Origin of the sequence: Streptomyces galbus, assembly GCF_005280195.1 — a bacterium.
Classification (GTDB): Bacteria; Actinomycetota; Actinomycetes; order Streptomycetales; family Streptomycetaceae; genus Streptomyces; species Streptomyces galbus.
Genome location: NZ_SZPR01000035.1, coordinates 96,474 through 112,051, shown reverse-complemented (window position 1 = coordinate 112,051; position 15,578 = coordinate 96,474). Strand labels below are relative to the sequence as shown.

At 73.3% G+C, this 15,578-nt stretch carries 15 protein-coding genes; 6 read left to right on the top strand and 9 right to left on the bottom strand.

What is annotated here, in order from left to right:
• Positions 1–87: 87 nt before the first annotated feature.
• Entirely contained in the window at positions 88–531 is a 444-nt protein-coding gene (locus tag E4U92_RS33270; RefSeq protein WP_137304156.1) for a VOC family protein, read from the bottom strand.
• Between the two features lie 166 nt (positions 532–697).
• Here E4U92_RS33270 and E4U92_RS33265 point away from each other — a divergent pair, with 166 nt between their 5' ends.
• The 4 genes from E4U92_RS33265 (at position 698) to E4U92_RS33250 (ending at position 2,492) form a co-directional block, all read left to right on the top strand.
• On the top strand, positions 698–1,072 hold the full coding sequence (locus tag E4U92_RS33265; RefSeq protein WP_229862977.1) for a helix-turn-helix transcriptional regulator: 375 nt from the start codon (positions 698–700) through the stop codon (positions 1,070–1,072).
• 10 nt (positions 1,073–1,082) lie between these two features.
• Positions 1,083–1,496 carry a VOC family protein gene (locus E4U92_RS33260; RefSeq protein ID WP_137304154.1) on the top strand — a complete coding sequence of 138 codons (414 nt, stop codon included), beginning with the start codon at positions 1,083–1,085 and terminating at the stop codon, positions 1,494–1,496.
• Positions 1,497–1,647: 151 nt separating this feature from the next.
• Positions 1,648–2,028 carry a DoxX family protein gene (locus tag E4U92_RS33255; protein ID WP_137304153.1) on the top strand — a complete coding sequence of 127 codons (381 nt, stop codon included), beginning with the start codon at positions 1,648–1,650 and terminating at the stop codon, positions 2,026–2,028.
• Positions 2,025–2,492, top strand: a complete 468-nt coding sequence (locus E4U92_RS33250) for a peroxiredoxin (protein WP_137304152.1) — start codon at positions 2,025–2,027, stop codon at positions 2,490–2,492. Before E4U92_RS33255 ends, E4U92_RS33250 begins: the two co-directional genes overlap by 4 nt.
• Positions 2,493–2,525: 33 nt before the next feature.
• Here E4U92_RS33250 and E4U92_RS33245 read toward each other — a convergent pair whose 3' ends face one another.
• Positions 2,526–3,356, bottom strand: a complete 831-nt coding sequence (locus E4U92_RS33245) for an aldo/keto reductase (protein ID WP_137304151.1) — start codon at positions 3,354–3,356, stop codon at positions 2,526–2,528.
• Positions 3,357–3,616: 260 nt separating this feature from the next.
• Here E4U92_RS33245 and E4U92_RS33240 point away from each other — a divergent pair, with 260 nt between their 5' ends.
• Positions 3,617–4,954, top strand: a complete 1,338-nt coding sequence (locus E4U92_RS33240) for a DUF1254 domain-containing protein (RefSeq protein WP_137304150.1) — start codon at positions 3,617–3,619, stop codon at positions 4,952–4,954.
• Here E4U92_RS33240 and E4U92_RS33235 read toward each other — a convergent pair.
• The 3 genes from E4U92_RS33235 to E4U92_RS33225 form a co-directional block, all read right to left on the bottom strand.
• Positions 4,947–5,591: a GAP family protein gene (locus E4U92_RS33235; RefSeq protein ID WP_137304149.1), complete on the bottom strand. Its 645-nt coding sequence runs from the start codon at positions 5,589–5,591 to the stop codon at positions 4,947–4,949. The genes E4U92_RS33240 and E4U92_RS33235 overlap by 8 nt on opposite strands.
• 246 nt (positions 5,592–5,837) lie before the next feature.
• The gene (locus E4U92_RS33230) at positions 5,838–6,869 is read right to left on the bottom strand and encodes an LLM class flavin-dependent oxidoreductase (RefSeq protein WP_137304148.1); all 1,032 of its coding nucleotides are present in this window, start codon (positions 6,867–6,869) and stop codon (positions 5,838–5,840) included.
• 153 nt (positions 6,870–7,022) lie between these two features.
• Positions 7,023–8,528 carry a metallophosphoesterase family protein gene (locus tag E4U92_RS33225; protein WP_137304147.1) on the bottom strand — a complete coding sequence of 502 codons (1,506 nt, stop codon included), beginning with the start codon at positions 8,526–8,528 and terminating at the stop codon, positions 7,023–7,025.
• 352 nt (positions 8,529–8,880) lie between these two features.
• Between E4U92_RS33225 and E4U92_RS33220 the strand changes: the two genes are divergently transcribed.
• Positions 8,881–11,283: a M4 family metallopeptidase gene (locus E4U92_RS33220; protein ID WP_137304146.1), complete on the top strand. Its 2,403-nt coding sequence runs from the start codon at positions 8,881–8,883 to the stop codon at positions 11,281–11,283.
• Positions 11,284–11,358: 75 nt separating this feature from the next.
• On the opposite strand, the gene E4U92_RS33215 is transcribed toward E4U92_RS33220, so the two are convergent.
• The 4 genes from E4U92_RS33215 to E4U92_RS33200 form a co-directional block, all read right to left on the bottom strand.
• Positions 11,359–12,519: a glycoside hydrolase family 64 protein gene (locus E4U92_RS33215; RefSeq protein ID WP_229862883.1), complete on the bottom strand. Its 1,161-nt coding sequence runs from the start codon at positions 12,517–12,519 to the stop codon at positions 11,359–11,361.
• A gap of 212 nt (positions 12,520–12,731) precedes the next feature.
• Positions 12,732–13,487 (bottom strand): dienelactone hydrolase family protein, encoded by a 756-nt coding sequence (locus tag E4U92_RS33210; RefSeq protein WP_137304144.1) that lies wholly within the window; start codon positions 13,485–13,487, stop codon positions 12,732–12,734.
• Positions 13,488–13,601: 114 nt separating this feature from the next.
• Positions 13,602–14,222 (bottom strand): L-threonylcarbamoyladenylate synthase, encoded by a 621-nt coding sequence (locus E4U92_RS33205; protein ID WP_168725250.1) that lies wholly within the window; start codon positions 14,220–14,222, stop codon positions 13,602–13,604.
• Between the two features lie 92 nt (positions 14,223–14,314).
• Complete coding sequence (locus E4U92_RS33200; RefSeq protein ID WP_229862887.1) at positions 14,315–15,508, bottom strand: carboxylate-amine ligase; 1,194 nt, start codon at positions 15,506–15,508, stop codon at positions 14,315–14,317.
• Positions 15,509–15,578 lie beyond the last annotated feature (70 nt).

Sequence of the window (15,578 nt, the reverse complement as noted above, 5' to 3'; positions counted from 1 at the left end):
CTCCCTCCGTGGGCGGGGCCGCCCCCGCGCTCCGTCCGGCGTCGCCGCGCCCGATCCGATCAGCTTGTCGAGCAGTATGGCCAGTGCTCATCCGGGCAGCAGGTCGATGCACGGGGTGTCGACGCCGAGCTCGGTGATGCGGACGAGGTTGCCCGCGGGGTCGCGGAACGCGCAGTCCCGGACGCCGTACGGCTGCTCGGCCGGCTCCCGGACCACCTCGGCGCCGCGGGCCCGGAGCCGGCGGAAGGCGGCGTCCAGGTCGTCGGTGGCCAGGGTGATCCGGGCGTAGGTGCCCTTGGCCATCATCTCGGCGATGGTGCGGCGCTCCTCGTCGGTGACGCCGTGCGTGGCGCCCGGCGGCTCCAGCACGATCGCCGTTCCGCCGCCCCCCGGGGGACCGACCGTGATCCGGCGCCGCGCACCGCTGCCGACGTCGGCGCGCACCTCGAAGCCGAGGGCGTCGCGGTAGAAGGCCAGCGCGTCGTCGGGGTCGTCGTGGGGGAGGAAGGTCCACTGCACGATGAACTCCATGCCGACCACGCTAGGAGCGCCGCCGCGGCCGGCGCTTCTCCGTTCCTGACCGGTCCGGCCGGATCGGGCCGCGCGGCGGGTCCCGCCGGCGGCGCCGTGGGAGACTCGGGGGGTGAAACGGCAGAGCCTCGACGACCTCGTCCGGCTGCGGCGGGCCCGCGACCGGATGGACCGCGACTACGAGCAGCCGCTCGACGTCGCGGCGCTCGCGCGCGAGGCGCTGATGTCCCCGGGCCACTTCTCCCGCAGCTTCCGCACCGCCTACGGCGAGACGCCGTACAGCTATCTCATGACCCGCCGCATCGAGCGGGCCAAGGCCCTCCTGCGGCGCGGCGACCTGACGGTGACCGAGGTCTGCTTCGCGGTGGGCTGTACGTCGCTGGGGTCGTTCAGCTCGCGGTTCACCGAGCTGGTCGGCGAGAGCCCGAGCGCCTACCGGGCCCGCGACCACGAGGTGGGCGCCGCCATCCCCGCGTGCATCGCCAAGATCCACACGCGTCCGGTCAGGAACGGAGAAGCACACCGGCCCGCCGCGCCGTAGCGTGAGCGGCATGGACATCAAGCTTTCCCAGTGCTTCATCGCCGTCGACGACCCCGACGCGGCCATCGCCTTCTACCGGGACGTGCTCGGTCTCGAGGTGCGCAACGACGTCGGGTTCGAGGGCATGCGCTGGGTGACCGTCGGGTCGCCCGAGCAGCCGGACGTGAACATCGTCCTGGAGCCGCCCCTCGCCGATCCCAACGCCTCGCCTGACGACCGGCGCACGATGGCCGAGCTGATGGCCAAGGGGCTGCTGCGGGGCGTCATCTTCACCACGCACGACTGCGACGCGACCTTCGAGCGCATCAGCGGCGCGGGCGCCGAGGTGCTGCAGGAGCCGATGGACCAGCCCTACGGCATGCGCGACTGCGCGTTCCGCGACCCGGCGGGCAACCTGCTGCGCTTCACCCAGCCGCTGCAGTAGGCCCCGGCACCGGACGTGACACGGTGGCCGGGCACCTCCCGTGCCTCACCGGACGGTCGACGAGGTCCGCTGAGCCGGCGGCAGGGGGCCGACGCCCACGGCGTGCGTACCGTCCAGTAATATCGCGCGCCTGGTCGTCCGAGGAGGAACCGTGTCACGGTCCGAACGCTCACCCCTGCTGCTCGCCGGCCTGCTGGCCGTCGCCGGCGCCGCCCACTTCGCCTCCCCCCGCCCGTTCGACGCGATCGTGCCGAAGGCCCTGCCGGGCACGCCCCGCGCCTGGACCTACGCCAGCGGCGCCGCCGAGCTGGCGCTGGCGGCCGGTCTCGCGCTGCCGCGCACCCGGCGCGGTGCGGCGCTGGCCACCGCGGCGTTCTTCGCCGGGGTGTTCCCGGCCAACGTGAAGATGGCGCTGGACTGGCGCGACCGCCCCACCCCGCAGAAGGCCGCCGCGTTCGGGCGGCTGCCGCTGCAGGTGCCGCTCGTGCTGTGGGCGCGGGGCGTCGCGGCGGGCGCGGAGCGCCGGTCGTGACCCGGGCGCCGCGGGTGGGCGACCGCGTCGAGGACTTCGCCCTGCCCGACGAGACGGGCACCGTGCGCACGCTGTCCGAGCTGCTCGCCGACGGGCCGGTGGTGCTGTTCTTCTACCCGGCCGCGCTCACCCCGGGCTGCACCGCCGAGGCCTGCCACTTCCGTGACCTGGCCGCCGAGTTCGCCGAGGCGGGCGCGCGCCCGGTCGGCATCAGCGGGGACCGCGTCGACCGCCAGCAGGAGTTCGCCGGTCTCCACGCCCTCGGCATGCCGCTGCTGTCCGACGAGGACGGCGCGGTCCGGGAGCGGTTCGGTGTGAAGCGGGGCTTCTCCCTGGCGCCCACCAAGCGGGTCACCTTCGTGATCGGGCCGGACCGCACCGTCCTGGAGGTGGTGCGCAGCGAGCTGCGCATGAACACCCACGCGGACCGCGCACTGGCCGCGGTGCGGGCCCACCGCGCCTGAGGGCGGCGACCGGTCCGGGGCCCGTGGCGTCGGTCAGAACTCCTCGTGGGTCTCGGGGTCCCCGCCCAGCCGCCGGTGGGCGCGCCCGCCGATCGCCGCCATCTGGTCGGCGTCCAGCTCGAAGGCGAACACGTCCAGGTTGGCCCGCTGCCGCCCGGGGTCGGCCGACTTCGGGATGGGCAGGGCGCCGAGCTGGACGTGCCAGCGCAGGACCGCCTGGGCCGGCGTCACGCCGTGCGCCTCGGCGACGGACACGACCGCCGGGTCCTCCAGCAGTTCCGAGCCCCGGCCCAGCGGGCTCCAGCTCTCGGTGACGATGCCCTTGGCGGCGTGGAAGGCGCGCAGCGCGTCCTGCGGGAAGAGCGGGTGCAGCTCGATCTGGTTGACCGAGGGCAGCACACCGGTCTCCTTCTCCAGCCGCTCGATGTGCCCGGGGGTGAAGTTGGAGACGCCGATGGAGCGGACCAGGCCCTCCTCGCGCAGCTTGATCATGGCCCGCCAGGAGTCGACGTACCGGTCGACCCGGGGGAGCGGCCAGTGGATCAGGTACAGGTCGACGTGGTCGACGCCGAGGCGACGGCGCGACTCCTCGAAGGAGGCGAGGGTCTCCTCGTAGCCGTGGTGGCGGCCCGGGAGCTTGGTCGTCACGACGATCTCCTCGCGGTCCACGCCCGCGTGCGCGAGGCCGCGTCCCACCCCGGTCTCGTTGCGGTAGTTCGTCGCCGTGTCCACCAGGCGGTAGCCCAGGCCGAGCGCCTCGGCGACCGCCCGTTCCGCCTCGGCGTCGTCCATCGGCCAGGTGCCGAGGCCCACGGCCGGGATCGTCGTGCCGTCGTCGAGCGTGTGCGTGGGGATGCTGATCACGAGCGGCCTTCCCTTGACGGTGTCGTACGCCCCCAGCCTCCGTGACGCGGGCGGGACCGATCAACCGGGCACCGGACCCGGGCGGTGACGCCCGGGGCTCCGCCGCCTCCCCGGCGGACCGAGCAGACCGTCCTCCGTCCCCCCTGCCCGGGCTGCCGGCCCGCGGCCGCGTCACCCATTCGGCGGACTCGCCGCGCGGGCGCCCGGTGGCGCTCGTAGCGTCGGGCCCGGACGGAACGCCGGACACCTGGGAGAAGCCCATGACGGACGAGTCGCTGGAGGAACTGGCCACGGAGGCCTGGATCTACGGGTACCCGCTGGTCACCGCGGCCCTGACGAAGGCGGCCATGACGGCGGTCCCGGCCCGGGACGACGGGCGCCGCAAGGCCCCGGTCAACCAGTTCTGCTACATGCGCACCACACCGGACGCCGACTTCACCGAGGTCGTCTCGCCGAACGCCGACACCCTGTACTCCAGTGCCTGGCTCGACCTGTCCGACCAGCCCCTGGTGCTGACCCTGCCCGAGTTCGGCGACCGCTTCTGGATGGTCCCGATCCTGGACGCCTGGTCCGACGTCTGCGCCGTCGTGGGCCGGCGCACCCACGGCGCGTCCGCCGGCCCGTTCCTGATCGCCGGGCCGTCCTGGTCGCAGCCGACCCCGCCCGGCCTGACCCTGCTCCGGTCGACCACCGCGGTGAACTGGATCATCGCCCGGTACGCGACCAGCGGCCCGTCGGACTTCCCGGCCGTCAACCGGCTCCAGGACGCCACGCGCCTGATCCCCCTGTCGGAGTGGACCGGCGACCCCGACGCCTACTCCCCTCCCACCGACGTGCCCGTCCCGGCCGGGGCCGACGCCACGACGCCGCCGGTCGACCAGGTCCACGCCCTCGGCGGCCGCGACTACTTCACGCTGCTGAACCGGTCGATGGTCGACAACCCTCCCGACCCCGCCGACGCGACCGTCCTGGGCCGCCTCGCGAAACTCGGCATCGCGCCCGGCGCGAGCCTGGACGACCTGTCCGCCGAGGAGCTCGCCGCCCTCGACGCGGGCGCGCGGCGCGGCCCGGAGACCCTGCGCGACCTGCTCGCCCGGGCGGAGTCCGCCAACGCGGGCGGCTGGACCGTGCACCGGGGCCTCGGGGACTACGGCACCGACTACGCCAAGCGCGCGGTCATCACCCGGTTCGGGTACGGGGCCAACCTGGACGCCGACGCCCTCTACCCGCACGCCACCACCGACGCCGACGGCCGGCCCCTGGACGGCGCCCACCCCTACGTCCTGCACTTCGACGCCGGGACGACCCCGCCCGTCGACGGCTTCTGGTCCCTGACCATGATGAACGACCGCCAGCTCTTCGCCGCCAACCCCCTGGACCGGTACGCGATCGGGGACCGCAGCGGGATGCGCACCAACCCCGACGGCTCCCTGGACATCTACGTCCAGCACGACAACCCGGGGCCGGACCGCGAGAGCAACTGGCTCCCGGCGCCCGCGGGCAGCTTCAACGTCTTCCTGCGCCTGTACTGGCCCCGGCAGGCCGCCCTCACCGGCGACTGGACCCCGCCGCCGCTGCGCCGCACCGACGTCAGCTGACCAGCTCGAAGATGCTCGCGCCGGTCAGCCACAGGCCGGCGAGGAGGCAGAGGGTGACGACGAGCTGCTCCTGGTGCCGGGCGAGCCAGGCCCGCAGGGCGTCCAGCCGGGCCCCCGCGGCCGCGGGCGCCCAGACCGCGTACATCTCCATGACGATGAGGCTGAGGGTGGCCAGCAGGCAGTACCCGGTCAGCGAGAGCCAGTCGCCCGCGGTGGACAGGTGCGCCTCCAGCACCGTGGCGGCGCCGGCGCCGACCAGTGCCCAGGGCTGCAGCAGCCAGGCCAGGCCGGCTGCCGAGACCCAGGAGGCGTTGTCGATCCGGGCGGACCAGCGCGGTGGGCCGTGCGGGCGGGGCGGGCGGCGCCGCCGGTGCGCGCCGTACAGCACCAGCGCCAGACCGATGGCGAGTTTCGCGGCGACCCCGGCGGTCGAGGGCGCGCTGTGCCGGGCCGGGGGCTGACCGCCGGTCAGCAGCACCACGACGGCGACCACGGCGACCAGGTTGGCCAGCCACGACAACAGGAACGCCAGGCCCAGCCGGACGCCGCGCCGCGCGGAGAGCAGCAGGATGAAGGCGCTGTTGTGCAGGGGTCCCAAGGTGATGGCCGTACCGATCACCAGCAGGTCGAGGACCATCGGACCAGCCACTCCTGGGGGTCGGGGCCGTCCACGCCCCAGGTCGGGGGGCCGGCGGCAACGGGAGGCGGGCCGTCACGCTCCCGCGTGCCGACTGTGCAAGGGGCGGCCCGGCGGGTCAAGCAGGCCACGCGCGTGCCGCCCGCCCCATGACACGGATGCTCCGCGACTGGGCCGTGTCTTTCGGATCACCCCGGGGTCGCAAGGCGCCGTCGGTCCGTATCGGGCTGATCCGAACGACACGGCCTAGCCGTCCGCCGGCTTCCAGCCCAGGGCCGGGCCCAGCACCGTGGCCATGTCGGTGAGGATCTGCACGTAGTCCTCGTGCTCGAAGGTGAACGGCAGGGCGAAGGCGACCTCGTCGATCTCGCGGAACGCCGCGTGGGCGTGGAGCCGTTCGGCGATCTGCGCGGAGGGGCCCACCAGGTCCGGTGCGAACAGCAGCCGCCCCGGGCCCTGCGGGGCGGTCGTCCTCGGCAGGCGCCGGGCGGCGTACTCCTCGTACTTGGCGCGCTGTGCGGGCGTGGCCGAGTCGGTCGGGATGACCACCAGCCCCTGCGACACCCGGGCCGCCTCGCCGTCGGGGTGGGCGGCCCGGAAGGCGCGCACCAGGGAGAGCTGGATCTCGGCGAAGTCCCAGGGACCGTCCGGGGCCTCGGCCTTGACGACGCTGCTCGTCAGGAGGTTCATGCCGTGCTCGCCCGCCCAGCGCGCGGAGCCGAGGCTGCCGCCGCCGTACCAGATCCGCCCGCCCAGGCCCGGCGCGTGCGGCTGGACCCGGTCGGAGAACACCTCGAAGCCCTCGGTCCCGCGGAACGCGCTGGCGGGCTCGCCGCGCACGAACGCCAGCAGCCGCCGCACCCGCTCGTAGGAGAAGTCCTCGGCGTCGGCGGTTTCCGGGTACAGCGCGTCCCGGACCCGGTCGTAGTGCATCGGCGGGCCCACGCTGACGCCCGGGTTGAGACGGCCGCCGGACAGGATGTCGACGGTGGCCAGGTCCTCCGCGAGCCGCAGCGGGTTCTCCCAGCCGAGCGGCGTCACCGCGGTGCCCAGCTCGATGCGCCGGGTGCGCTGCGAGGCCGCCGCGAGGACGGCCACCGGTGAGGAGATGCCGTACTGCAGGTGCCGGTGGCGCAGCCAGGCGCTGTCGAAGCCGAGCCGCTCGCCGAGCTCGATGATCTCCAGCGTGGTCTCGTGCCCGCGGCGCGGGTCGGCCTCGTCGAACAGGCCGATGGTCAGGAAGCCCAGCTTGCGCAGCGGGCGGGGGGTGGACGGCACGGGCTCCTCCATCGTCCACGGCACAGGCGCGCGTGCCGTTCAGGTCGTTCGCCGTCGATCGTACGGTCCGATCATGACGGCGGTGTGAAGCGCGCGGGCGGGCCCGCCGGGCCCGGGGCCGCACGTGCGGCGGCAGCGCCCGGGACACGGCCGTCAGGCCAGCGGTATGAGCACCTCGTCCTCCACCGGCGGTTCGGTCTCCTGGGCGCGGTTGCCCGTCGCGGCGTGGCAGCGCAGCCGCACCGCCTCGGGGGAGACGTCCAGGCGCAGGAAGCACTTGAAGAACGGCGGGCTGAACGTGGCCGAGCCGGGGGAGAAGACCTGCGTGTAGATCTTGCGCACCGGCAGCCGGAACCGGGCCCCGCGGTCGGGGCGCCGGCCCGCGCCCAGCAGGCTCGCCACCAGCCGGGTCCGCCGGGTGACCCGGGTCCCGGGAGCCGGGGCGCGGGCGGGTTCGACGCCCAGCCGCCGCGCGATCACCGCGGCGGCCTCGTCCTCGGTGAGCGTGAAGAAGCCGCGCAGGCGCAGCCGGCGGCCGTAGAGGCGGCTGTAGAACGCCAGGGAGTCGCCGCGCAGCGGATAGCAGCGGAAGTCGTCCTCGCCGACCCCGCCGACGTCGACCCGGGGAATGGTGTGCGTGGCGTGGGTGAACGCGCCGCCGCCGCCCGCGACGACGTACTGGAGCGTGCGGCCGTCGGCCAACCGCACGGGGTAGCGCTGGTAGTTGTGGATGTCGCCGCCGATGGCGAGCACGTAGCGGTGCGCCGGGTCGCGGACGATCTCGTCGACGGTGCCGCCGCCCTCGATCGCGCAGGGGTGGTGCTCGCCGTCCACGTACAGGGGTGAGCCGGTGACGAGGATCTTCGGCCGCGGGCCGAGGGACACCTCGCGCAGCCAGGCGCCCTGCGCGGCGTCGAGGGTGCCGAGGAGGCCGGTGTCGATGCCCACGATGCGCACGGGGCCCGCGTCGATCGCCCAGTACGGCCCCGGCTGCACGGCCCGTTGGCCGGGCGCGGAACGCTGCGCGCGGGCCGCGTCGAGGTGCCGGCCGTCGCCGGGGCGGGGCCGGTGCCACAGCAGGGAGCGCAGCCACGCCCGGCCGGGGGCGCGCGGCGCGGGCTCGGCGGGCAGGGGCGGGGCGTCGTCGCAGAACACCCGCATGAAGGCGCCGAGGTCCTCGTACCAGTCGTGGTTGCCGGGGACGGCGTAGATCGGCGCGGGGTAGTCCCGGTACGGCCGGAAGAACTTGGTGTCGTAGTCGTCGGCGCTGCCCACCGGGTAGATCACGTCGCTGGCGACGACCGCGAACGCCGTTCCCTGACCTACCGTCAGGAAGCCGGGCACGACGGCGTACTGGGGCTCGTCGCCCTCGCCCGTGTCGCCGAGCACCATGAAGGAGAAGCGGTCGGGGTCGTCGCGCAGGATCACCTTGTCGGCGGGCGCCCCGGCCGCGGCGCGCTGCGCCACCCACCGGTCGCGGGTGCGGCCCGTGGGATCGCCGAACCAGGAGGCCAGCACGCCGTTGCGGGCGGCCCACAGCAGCCGCGGATTCAGCCAGGAGATCTTCTCGACCCGCTCCGGCACCAGGTGCCGGTAGGCGCCCCGTTCGGCGTCGCCCCAGCCGGCACCCGCCGCGGTATCGCGTGAGGAATCGGACACCGGTGCACGGTAACAACGATCACCGGGGCGCGGAACGGCGGGGCGGGGAGCGGGAGTCGGCGACACGGCGGCACGGGAGGCGTGCGCACAGCGAACTCAGAGCTTCCGCAGAGGGGACGCAGAGCCATCCCCTCGGTATGGGGGCCCGCGCAGAGGGATAACCCTTGATGCGGCGGCGTCGGACTGACATGGAACTGTCAAGACTGTCATCCTCCCTCCCAACTGCCGCACCGCGCGGCGCGTTCCCTGCACCCAGGGACGGACCCGCACAGGTCAGCTCGTCCCGGACAGCACACCCGGCTGCCCGGTCTGTCACCGGCCGCGCCCCGCGGCCGCCGCAGTAGGAGTACGAGTGAGACGCATTCCCCGCAAGCGGACCGCGGTCGGAGCAGCCCTGCTCTCCACCGCAGCTCTCCTCGCCGTGGGCCTCCAGTCGGCCCCGGCGTCCGCCCAGCCCGCGGCCCCCCACCCCAGCCCCCTGCGCACCGGCGGCCTGCCCGCCGACCTCACCCCCGCCCAGCACACGGCGCTCGTCAGGAGCGCCCAGGCGGACACGGCGAGCACCGCACGGAGCCTCGGCCTCGGCGCTCAGGAGAAGCTCGTCGTCAAGGACGTCGTCAAGGACAACGACGGCACCGTCCACACCCGCTACGAGCGCACCTATGCAGGGCTGCCGGTCCTCGGCGGCGACCTCGTCGTGCACACGCCCCCGGCCTCCCAGGCCACCGGCACGGTCACCACGACCTTCAACAACAACCGCCGCACGGTCAAGGTCGCCTCCACCACGGCCACGTACTCCAAGTCCGCGGCCGAGGCGAAGGCCCTCACGACCGCGCGCTCGCTCGACGCGAAGCAGCCCGCCGCCGACAGCGCCCGCAAGGTGATCTGGGCCGGCGACGGCACCCCCCGGCTCGCCTGGGAGACGGTCGTCACCGGCGTCCAGGACGACGGCACGCCGAGCCGCCTGCACGTCGTGACCGACGCGACCACCGGCGCGGAACTGTTCCGCTTCCAGGACGTCAAGACCGGCACCGGCAACACCCAGTACAGCGGCTCCGTCACCCTGAACACGACCCTGTCGGGTTCGACGTACCAGCTCTACGACACCACGCGCGGCGGCCACAAGACCTACTCGCTCAACGGCGGCACGTCCGGCACCGGCACGCTGATGACCGACGCCGACGACGTCTGGGGCAACGGGTCCGGCTCCAACACCCAGACCGCGGGCGCGGACGCGGCCTACGGGGCCCAGGAGACCTGGGACTTCTACAAGAACACCTTCGGGCGCAGCGGCATCCGCAACGACGGCGTCGCCGCGTACTCGCGCGTCCACTACAGCAGCGGCTACGTCAACGCGTTCTGGGACGACAGCTGCTTCTGCATGACCTACGGCGACGGCTCGGGCAACACCCACGCCCTGACCTCGCTGGACGTGGCCGGCCACGAGATGAGCCACGGTGTCACGTCCAACACCGCGGGCCTCGACTACAGCGGTGAGTCGGGCGGCCTGAACGAGGCCACCTCGGACATCTTCGGCACCGGCGTGGAGTTCTACGCCAACAACTCCTCCGACGTCGGCGACTACCTCATCGGCGAGAAGATCAACATCAACGGCGACGGCTCGCCGCTGCGCTACATGGACAAGCCCAGCAAGGACGGCGGCTCCGCCGACAGCTGGTACTCGGGCGTCGGCAACCTCGACGTGCACTACTCCTCGGGCCCGGCGAACCACATGTTCTACCTGCTGTCCGAGGGCAGCGGCACCAAGACCATCAACGGCGTCACGTACAACAGCCCCACCTCCGACGGCGTCGCCGTCACCGGCATCGGCCGGGCCGCGGCCCTGCAGATCTGGTACAAGGCGCTGACCACGTACATGACGTCGAGCACCAACTACGCGGGCGCCCGCACCGCCGCGCTCAACGCGGCCGCCGCGCTGTACGGCACGGGCTCCACCCAGTACGCCGGGGTCGGCAACGCCTTCGCCGGCATCAACGTGGGCGGCCACATCACCCCGCCCAGCAGCGGCGTCACGGTGACCAACCCGGGCAACCAGTCCTCGACCGTCGGCACCGCGGTCAGCCTGAAGATCACGGCCAGCAGCACCAACGGCGGCTCGCTCACCTACGCCGCGAGCGGCCTGCCCGCGGGCCTGTCGATCAACAGCTCCACGGGTGTCGTCTCCGGCACCCCGACCACGGCCGGCACCTACAGCACCACCGTCACGGTGACCGACTCCACCGGCGCCAGCGGCACCGCGTCCTTCACCTGGACGGTCGGCACCGGCGGGGGCGGCGGCACCTGCACCTCCGCCCAGCTCCTCGGCAACCCCGGCTTCGAGTCGGGCAACACCACCTGGACGGCCAGCAGCGGGGTCATCACCAACGACACGGGTGAGGCGGCGCACGGCGGTTCGTACAAGGCGTGGCTCGACGGCTACGGCTCGACGCACACCGACACGCTGTCCCAGTCGGTCGCTGTCCCGGCCGGCTGCAAGGCGACGCTGACCTTCTACCTGCACATCGACAGCGCGGAGACCACCACCAGCACCGCGTACGACAAGCTGACGGTGACCGCCGGTTCGACCACCCTGGCGACCTACTCCAACCTCAACAAGGCCACCGGTTACACCCTGAGGACCCTGGACCTGTCCTCCTTCGCGGGCTCCACGGTCACCCTGAAGTTCACGGGTGCCGAGGACTCCTCGCTGCAGACCAGCTTCGTCGTGGACGACACCGCCGTCACCACGAGCTGACCGGTCCCGCACGGCACGGAGCCCCACCCCGCGCGGCTGCGGGGTGGGGCTCCGTCATGTCCGCCGCCGCGGACGTCAGTTGAGCGGGTCCAGTGTCAGGTACGCCTGTTGCGGCGCCCCGTCGTGGACCAGCGACTCCTGGTTGCCCACGTCGTCGAAGGCGAAGGCGTACGCCTTGCCGTCGGCCATCTGCGCGTGGATCTTGCGCGCGTAGTGGTTGGTCACCGCGTCCTGGTAGAAGTTCGCGGTCGTGGTGTCGGGCTGGTTGGGGTTGACCAGCAGTGTGGAGCGGTTGAAGCCCGCGCACAGGGTGCGGGAGATCGGGCCGCGCACCTGGTCGTTGGGGGCGTCCAGCAGCTTGTGACAGCCGAACACGCTGTCCGCGTCGGGCTTCTGGAAGCTCGTGACGACCGCGCCCGAGGCGTTGGTGAAGTTCATGACCCCGCCCGAGACCCGGCCGTAGTACTTGGTGCCCGGCTGGTCGCCGAACGGGGTCACCGTCAGCGTGGAGGTCGCGTACTTCTGCCAGACGCGGTTGATGTAGTCGTCCATCACGGACGCCGGCAGCGCACCGGTCTCCAGACCGTGGCCGGGGGAGAGGGCCCGCAGCACGGTGCCGTCGGAGCGGGTCTGGATCAGGTTGGCCCAGCCGCCGGGCTGGCCGCGCAGCGCGCTGTAGAAGCCGTTGTACCCGCCCGGCTTGAGGTGGCCGGTGTTCACGGTGCTGCCGTCGGAGCGCTGCACGCCGACCGCGTAGGGCACCGAGAACATGTCGACCTGGGTGCTGTTGATCCACAGCCCGTCGTTGTTGAGCGTGTACTCCGACCAGTTGAACAGGATGTTGCGGTTGGGGTCGCTGGGGTTCTGCACGGCCGGCTGCACCAGCCCGCCCGTGGCGAGCTGGAACACCAGTTTCTGCCCGTAGGAGAAGTAGATCCGGCCGGAGAACTTGGGGATGCGGATCGTCTTGGACTGGCCCGCGGCCGGTCCGGGGATGGACGCGTCCGGCGCCGGCACGGGCGGTACGCTGCCCGCCGGCCACGGGTGGAACGTGCCGTTGGCGTCCGCCCAGCCCTGCTGGCCCGTGCTGAGCAGGGTGCCGAGGGTGTAGACGTACACGGCGTCGCCGCGGCCCGAGTTGTTGGTGATCTTCAAGGGAATGGTGTCCGGGACCGCGGCCTGGGCCGGGTGTCCCAGCGAGAGCAGTGCGCCGACCAGAGCCGTTGCTCCGGCCACCGCCGCGAGTCGGTGCCTGAGACCTCTGAGCACTCTCCACCTCCGTGCGGGAGACCTGTGGGGTTGGTCCGAAGGGCGGACCGCTGGGGGCTGGTCCGTACCTGTTCTGAGAGCGCTCTCAGATTCCCGCCCAGTTGTGGTCATGTCAATGTTGAAGACGTGAAGAAGCGCTCGCGGCACGTGTGCCGCGAGCGCTCGTGGGGCGGGTTCCCTCAGAAGGTGCGGGCGAGCAGGTCCAGCAGGGCCGTCCAGTGCCGGTCGTCGCCGTCCTTGTCGTACGCCGAGGTGTCGGCCTGGGTGTAGCCGTGGTGCGCCCCGGGATACACCTCGCACCGGTGGCGGACGCCGGCCGCGGTCAGCGCCTCCTCCAGTCGCCGCTGCTGCTCGGGCGGCATGGAGGCGTCGGCGTCCGCGTGGCCGAAGTACACCTCTGCGGTGACCCGGTCGGCGACCAGGTGCGGGCTGTCCGGCGCGTCCGTCGCGAGCCGCCCGCCGTGGAACCCGGCCATCGCCGCGACCCGGCCGGGGTGGGCGCCCGCCGTGTACAGGGCCAGCCGGGCGCCCATGCAGTACCCCGTCACGGCCACCGGACCGTCGGTGACCAGCGGGTCCTCCTCCAGCCGGCGCAGGTAGGCGTCCGCGTCCCGCACGGCGAGCTCCGGCGTCAGCGCCTGCATGACCGGACCGATCGCCTGCCAGATCTCCGGACGGGCCTCCGGGTCGATGAACGCGGGCAGGTCGAAGACGGGGGTGCGCCCGTGCCGGTAGAACACGTTCGGCACCAGCACGGCGTAGCCCTCACCGGCGAGCCGGTCGGCCATCGACCTCAGGTGCGGGCGCAGCCCGAACGCGTCCTGGTACAGCAGCACGCCCGGGTACGGACCCGGCCCGTCGGGGTGCACGAAGTACGCGTCGGCGACGCCGTCCTCGGTGCGGACGTCGACATCGGTTCCCTGGATGGAGGTCATGGGGGCGCCTCTCTGCGGTGTTCACGGTGAGCCGGGCACCCGCCCGGCACGGACGGGGCCGCCCCGACATGGTTGCACGCACCACCCATCGGCCCGCGCGGCCCCCGCTGGAGCTCACTCGAACCGCGAGGGGTCCCCCGCCCCGCGGCGCACGATCTCGGCCTCCCCGCTGGAGAAGTCGACGACGGTCGTCGGCTCGGTGCCGCACTCGCCGGAGTCCAGCACGCCGTCGACCACGTGGTCGAGCCGGTCCTTGATCTCCCAGCCCTGGGTCATCGGCTCCTCCTCGCCGGGCAGCAGCAGCGTGCTGGACAGCAGCGGCTCGCCCAGCTCCGCCAGCAGGGCCTGGGTGACGACGTGGTCCGGGATGCGCACGCCCACGGTCTTCTTCTTCGGGTGCTGGAGCATCCGCGGCACCTCCTTCGTCGCCGGGAGGATGAAGGTGTAACTGCCGGGCGTGGACGCCTTGACGGCCCGGAACACGTCGTTGTCGATCCGCACGAACTGACCTAGCTGCGCGAAGTCCTGGCAGACCAGCGTGAAGTGGTGCCGGTCGTCGAGGTGGCGGATGGTCCGGATCCGCTCGATCCCGTCCCGGCTGCCCAGCCGGCAGCCCAGTGCGTAGCAGGAGTCCGTCGGGTACGCGATGAGCGCGCCGTCCCGGATGGCGGCCGCGACCTGGGAGATGGTGCGCGGCTGGGGGTTGTCGGGGTGCACGTCGTAGTACTTCGCCATCCGCCGAGCTTATGCCGTCACCCTCGCCCGAGGCGCGCGGGCACCCCGGCACCGGCGCCCGCGCCCCGCCCCGGGGCGACCTCGCCGGCCGGTCACGAGGTGGCTGGGGGTGCCTGTGAGGGGCAGGTGGCGGCGATGACGTGATCGACGACGTCGTGGAGGCTGGCGCGGTGGCGGTAGGCGGCACGCTGCCGGTCGGCTCCGCTGCCCCGGGTGCGCAGGCGTTCCCAGTGGCCGCGCACGAGATCGAGGTCACCGCTGCGACGCAGGGCGGGGGACAGGGCACGCAGCATGCGCTCGACCTGCGCGACCGCGGGGACCAGACGCCGGGTGAGCGGGTCGAGGGCGTGTCCGGCGAGTCCGTCGCGTGCCGCCCGCCAGGAGGCCGCGCGCAGGATCTCGGGACCCGGGCGGGGGGCCGGTCCGCCGGCGCGGATCGCCTCCAGGGCGGTGCCGACCAGCGCACGGACGACGGCGGCGAGCAGGACGGTGTCCTCGGGGGTGAGTGCCGCGTCCGCGACGCGCACTTCGACGGTGGGCAGGTGGTGGGAGGGGCGGACGTCCCAGTACACGCCGCCGCGGTCCAGGACGGTCCGGGTGAGGACGAGTTCCTCGACGAGTTCCTCGAAGTGGGCGGGGGAGTGGAAGTAGGGCGGCGGGCCGGCCACCGGCCACCGCCCCCAGGCGATGGTGCGCCAGCTCGCGTAGCCGGTGTCGCGGCCGTCCCAGTACGGGGAGTTCGCGGTCAGCGCGGTCAGCGTCGGCAGCCAGGGCCGCAGGTGGTTGCTCACCTCGACCGCTTCCCGCGGGTCGGCCACGCCGACGTGCACGTGGCACGCGCAGGCGCTCTGCTCGTCGTCCAGCGCGCGGAAGAGGGACAGGCTCTCGGCGTACCGCGGGCCCGGCGTGAGGGGCACGGGCGCGACCAGGCCGGTGACCGGGGAACCGCTGGCGGCGATGCGCAGCCCCCGCCCGGCCGCGGCCCGCGCCAACGCCGCGCGCATGGAGCGCAGTTGCGTGAACGTCTCGCCCAGCTGCGTGTGGGGATCGGTGCGGCTCTCGATCTGATAGCGGGTCAGTTCGGTGTCGACGTGCCGGCCGAGCTCACCGGCGGCCGCCGCGGCCACCTGTGGACCCTCGGGCCGCACGGATCTGCTGACGGGGTCGACGAGGAGGAACTCCTCCTCGACCCCCACCGACAACGGGGTCGGCGCCCCGCCGGGAGGACCGGGACGGGTGGCCGGGGCATCGTCGGGGGGTAACTGCTGCTTCGGCTGACTGGTCACGCTGCCCGACTCTGACAGAAGGGACTGCCACGGGGACGGCAGAACACGTAACACGTCCGGTTCCCGGCAG

Bases quoted from the DNA above. Each gene is read 5' to 3' on its own strand.
- E4U92_RS33270 (WP_137304156.1), bottom strand. From the start codon at position 531: ATGGAGTTCATCGTGCAGTGGACCTTCCTCCCCCACGACGACCCCGAC.
- E4U92_RS33265 (WP_229862977.1), top strand. From the start codon at position 698: ATGGACCGCGACTACGAGCAGCCGCTCGACGTCGCGGCGCTCGCGCGC.
- E4U92_RS33260 (WP_137304154.1), top strand. From the start codon at position 1,083: ATGGACATCAAGCTTTCCCAGTGCTTCATCGCCGTCGACGACCCCGAC.
- E4U92_RS33240 (WP_137304150.1), top strand. From the start codon at position 3,617: ATGACGGACGAGTCGCTGGAGGAACTGGCCACGGAGGCCTGGATCTAC.
- E4U92_RS33235 (WP_137304149.1), bottom strand. From the start codon at position 5,591: ATGGTCCTCGACCTGCTGGTGATCGGTACGGCCATCACCTTGGGACCC.
- E4U92_RS33210 (WP_137304144.1), bottom strand. From the start codon at position 13,487: ATGACCTCCATCCAGGGAACCGATGTCGACGTCCGCACCGAGGACGGC.
- E4U92_RS33205 (WP_168725250.1), bottom strand. From the start codon at position 14,222: ATGGCGAAGTACTACGACGTGCACCCCGACAACCCCCAGCCGCGCACC.